Raw genomic sequence first — 3,779 nt, forward strand, 5'->3', positions numbered from 1 at the left:
ATGCGTCGCGTGCCAAAGCCTCTGCCTGATGAAGGAGAGTTCTGGCGTTTCAGAGTGCTCGGCGCAATCATTCCGGAGCTCGATGGCCTGGTCGCCGCAAAACCCGCAAGCCTGCCCACGTCCGGAACTCCGATCCTGCCGCTCTGTCTGCGGCCCGCTCTCTTGGCGGGAGTCGCCATTGTCGATCGGGCCGGCCCGGGCATGCTGCCAATGCTTCAGAGCCACACCATCGGGGACAACAGGGCGCGTTTTGGGGAGATCGCGGAGAGGGTGATCGCCCACGCCCGCAAGCCTTGGCCGTTCCTGCAGTGGCAGTTAATTTGAGATTCCGGCGAACCACGATTCTCACAATTAAGGACACCCGCCAGATTAACTGCTTCGGTTGGCGCGGTCTGATCGTGGGCGGATGGTATAATTCCATTCAGGATGGAACGCGTCGCCTGTGATGTCGAGAGCTTCCATCTCGGCGTCGGTGACTTTGATGCCCTTCTCGTAGGTGTGTGTATCGAGTGCGCTCTCGACTCGCAGTCCGGTCGTGGTTGTTGTCGCCGCGATCAGTTCGACGACGGCCAGTCTGTCGGTGAGCGGTCGGCCTCGCCACGTCTGCGTGATGTGGCAGAACAATCGATGCTCCCCCCGGATCAGGTCCGGGGGTTGTTCCACTTCGACGTGCCTGGCGGATAGGGATGGACGTGGACGATAATCCCTGTCGCGTCGGCGAACTTCTGCAGTTCGATTTTCCACAACCGGACCCGTGATCCATTCGAGCCGCCGCCGTCGGCCGTGATCGTCAACTCGCGGGCGTTCGGGTAGCGCTCGCGCCCCATCTGGTCGAACCAGCGACGGACGGCTGCGACCGCGAACTCGGCCGTATCGGCATTGATGCCGACACTGACGAAGCCGCTATTGGCAGCTACGTCGTAGACGCCGTAAGGCACGACCTTGCCAAGCTCCTTGTCCTCGAAATCGTGCACCTTCACACGTTGCGGATCGCCCTTGGGACGATAGTCCGAGCCGCCGTTCTTGTAGTTGCCGACCAACTCCTTCTTCTTCGTATCGACCGAAATGACGGGCTGCCCGGCGGCCTGGCGCTCGACCACTCTGGCGTTGATGTGCTCGAACTGAGCATCGCGATCAGGATGTTTCGAGCCCTCGTCGGCCTTTCGGTTGGTCTGCCGGCTGTAGCCGAGCGTCGGCAGCAGCCGCTTCACGCTGACGGCGCTGATCTTGTGGCCCATCTCGCGCAACGCCGCGGCAAGCTTGTCGTGGCTCTTCGACACCCACAGCAGCGGACGCACCGGATCGCCGAGCGTCGCCGGTTCCACAATGCGCCGCAAATCCTCGAGAAGCGTCGCGTCTTGGCTCGCCAGAGATCGACGACCGCCGCCGGGCTGACGAACGCGACCGGGAGGAAACGGCGCCGCGTCGAGTTGCTTCAAGCCACGCCCGAGCGTCGAGCGCGCGATTCCGGTGACCTTCGCGACGGCTTCCAGGCCTCCCCGCCCCGCCGCACGAACCTCCCCAGCGGCAAACAATCGTCGCCGACGCTCGTCGAGCTTCGAGCCGACGTCGTTCCAGCGGCGGCGAATCGCTTGCGTATCGATCATGCCCCCAGGCATACCGCCCTCGGACAAACATCGGAATCCTGCCCCACCGAGTCAAATTACCACAGCGCGCAAACCCCAAACCGATTCAATTGTTCCGCAAGGTGTCCTAAGTGCCTAATCCGACCGAAACGCCCTCATTCTCACAATTAAGTGCCAACCGACATCCAGACCGCGCTCCGCGAGTAGATCTTCGACGTCGCGAAAGCTGAGCGTGAAGCGGAGGTAGAGCCAGACGGCGTGCCGGATGATCGTAGGCGGGAATTGGTGGCGGCCGAACGAGATCCTCATCCGCCATCTTACCCCTCAAACGAAGGCACGCCATCGTTCGCGTGACAAGGCCCTCCCTGATCCCAAAACCAACGACTAGCCGACAGCTAACGAGAAGACGTGTCCCGCGCCCGCTTTCAGCGGATTAACGCTCCAGGTCGCTCCGCGATCGCGCGAAAAGACGAGCTGGCCAATCTTGCTCGCGTAGAAGATTGCGTCCGGCCGCTTGGCGTCGACAGCCAGCCCAAAGATCGGCGTCTTCAGCCACACCCCGGGCTCGGTCTTCTCCCAGCACGATCCGTTATCTCGCGTGATGAACAGGGCGCCGCGGTCGCCGTCGAAATCGTTCGCCGCGCCGAGATAGAGCGTGTTCCCGTCGTTGGGCGCATAGCAAAGCCGACGACAATAAGAGCCGATCGGGCGCAGGAGCGGCGCCTTTAGGTCCCGCCAATGCGCGCCGCGGTCGTCGCTCCGGAAGACGCCGAAGCGGGTCGCGATGGTCAATTGGCCCGGAACTTTCGGATTGACCACGACGGCGTGGATATCGACGAAGCCTTCGTCGATATAGAGCCCGTCGATCACGTTCTCCCAGCTCGCGCCGCCGTCGAGGCTGCGCAAAAGCCCGCCGACTTCGAGGCTCGCGTAAATCTCGCGCGGATTGCTTGGATCGACCGCGATCGAGATGATGCGCTTCGGGATTTCTGGACGATCCGACACGGCCGGATATCGCACTTGGACTGGAAGGGCGCCCCAGGTCTTGCCTCCGTCCGTGCTCCGATGAATCCCGCAGGGCTCGTAACCGGCGAACAATGTGTGGGGCTCGGCCGGGTGAGAGGCGAGAGACCAGACGCCGAGCTGCGGCTTCGGCGCGTCGAGCCGGCGCCAGCTGTCGCCGGCGTCGTCGCTTCGCCAGATCCCGTCATGCGTCCCGACCGTCACCTGGCCGGGGCGCCGCGAATCCGCGAGGATGGAGAAGACATGCGGCTCCGTTCCAAGGCGCTCGCCGATCGATTCCCACGCGCCGTCGGCGTTGCGGCTGCGATAGAGCCCCGCGCTCCAGAAGCGGCCCGGGTCCGTGTCGCCGGCGAGGCCGCAATAGACGAAGAAGTCGGACATCGCTGTTCCCCTTACCGCGCCACGGCGACGCTGAGCTCGATCTCGACCGCCGCCCCGTGGGGAAGGGCCGCGACGCCGATCGCCGAGCGCGCATGCCGGCCGGCCTCGCCAAAGACGTCGTGGAAGATGCGGCTCGCGCCATCGATCACCTTCGGCTGCTGCGCGAAGTCGGGGCTTGACGCGACAAAGCCAGTGACTTTGAGAAACTGTTCGATCCGGTCGAGGTTGCCGAGCGCGGCTTCGACCACTGCGAGGGCATTGAGCGCGCAGACTCCCGCTGCTTCTACGCCTTGCTCCAACGACACGGATTCACCAAGCCGCCCCAGGCAAGTGATCTTGCCGTCGATGCGCGGCAGCTGGCCCGACACATAGGCGACGCCGTTATGCATGACCACAGCCAGCAGCGGCGGGTGCGGCGGATGGGGACCGTGCAGCGTAAGGCCGAGCGCTGCCAAGCGAGCACGCACGGCCGACGCGACTCCAGCTCCGGGAGAGGTTTCGTGCGTCGATCTATCCATGATCGAACCTATCCCCCAGACCGAGCAGCTCCATGGCCGTTCGGCCGTTTCCTTACGGGTGCGCTCTTCCGCGCGCAGGAATCAGCTCGACATCGTCGGGCGACGAGGACGCCCCCTGCGACCGCGACATGGAACATGAGATTGTCACCCAGGCGCATGATGGTCTGCGCCGGGCCCGAGAGGCGTGCGCCGCCGCCAGACTCGCGCAGCGTCGCATTCTCGAACGCCGTCGGTCGTGCCTTGAGCGACGGCGCGGTCATGGCGCGGGCTC

2 protein-coding genes and 3 pseudogenes are annotated in these 3,779 nt (G+C 64.2%); 1 reads left to right on the forward strand and 4 read right to left on the reverse strand.

The window, feature by feature from the left end; genetic code table 11:
- Window positions 1-324, forward strand: a pseudogene (locus tag ACLP25_RS23940) (hypothetical protein); the annotation flags it as partial.
- 45 nt (window positions 325-369) lie between these two features.
- Here the strand turns inward: ACLP25_RS23940 and ACLP25_RS23945 are convergent.
- The 4 genes and pseudogenes from ACLP25_RS23945 to ACLP25_RS23960 all read right to left on the reverse strand — a co-directional run bounded on the left by ACLP25_RS23945 (window position 370) and on the right by ACLP25_RS23960 (window position 3,457).
- Window positions 370-1,607: pseudogene (locus tag ACLP25_RS23945) on the reverse strand (ISAzo13 family transposase).
- Window positions 1,608-1,751: 144 nt separating this feature from the next.
- Window positions 1,752-1,895, reverse strand: a pseudogene (locus ACLP25_RS23950) (IS6 family transposase); the annotation flags it as partial.
- A gap of 75 nt (window positions 1,896-1,970) precedes the next feature.
- Window positions 1,971-2,990 (reverse strand): WD40/YVTN/BNR-like repeat-containing protein, encoded by a 1,020-nt coding sequence (locus ACLP25_RS23955; protein ID WP_442471630.1) that lies wholly within the window; start codon window positions 2,988-2,990, stop codon window positions 1,971-1,973.
- A gap of 11 nt (window positions 2,991-3,001) precedes the next feature.
- Window positions 3,002-3,457 carry a RidA family protein gene (locus ACLP25_RS23960; protein ID WP_442471631.1) on the reverse strand — a complete coding sequence of 152 codons (456 nt, stop codon included), beginning with the start codon at window positions 3,455-3,457 and terminating at the stop codon, window positions 3,002-3,004.
- Between the last annotated feature and the right edge of the window lie 322 nt (window positions 3,458-3,779).

The organism is Roseiarcus sp. (assembly GCF_052145395.1).
Classification (GTDB): Bacteria; Pseudomonadota; Alphaproteobacteria; order Rhizobiales; family Beijerinckiaceae; genus Roseiarcus.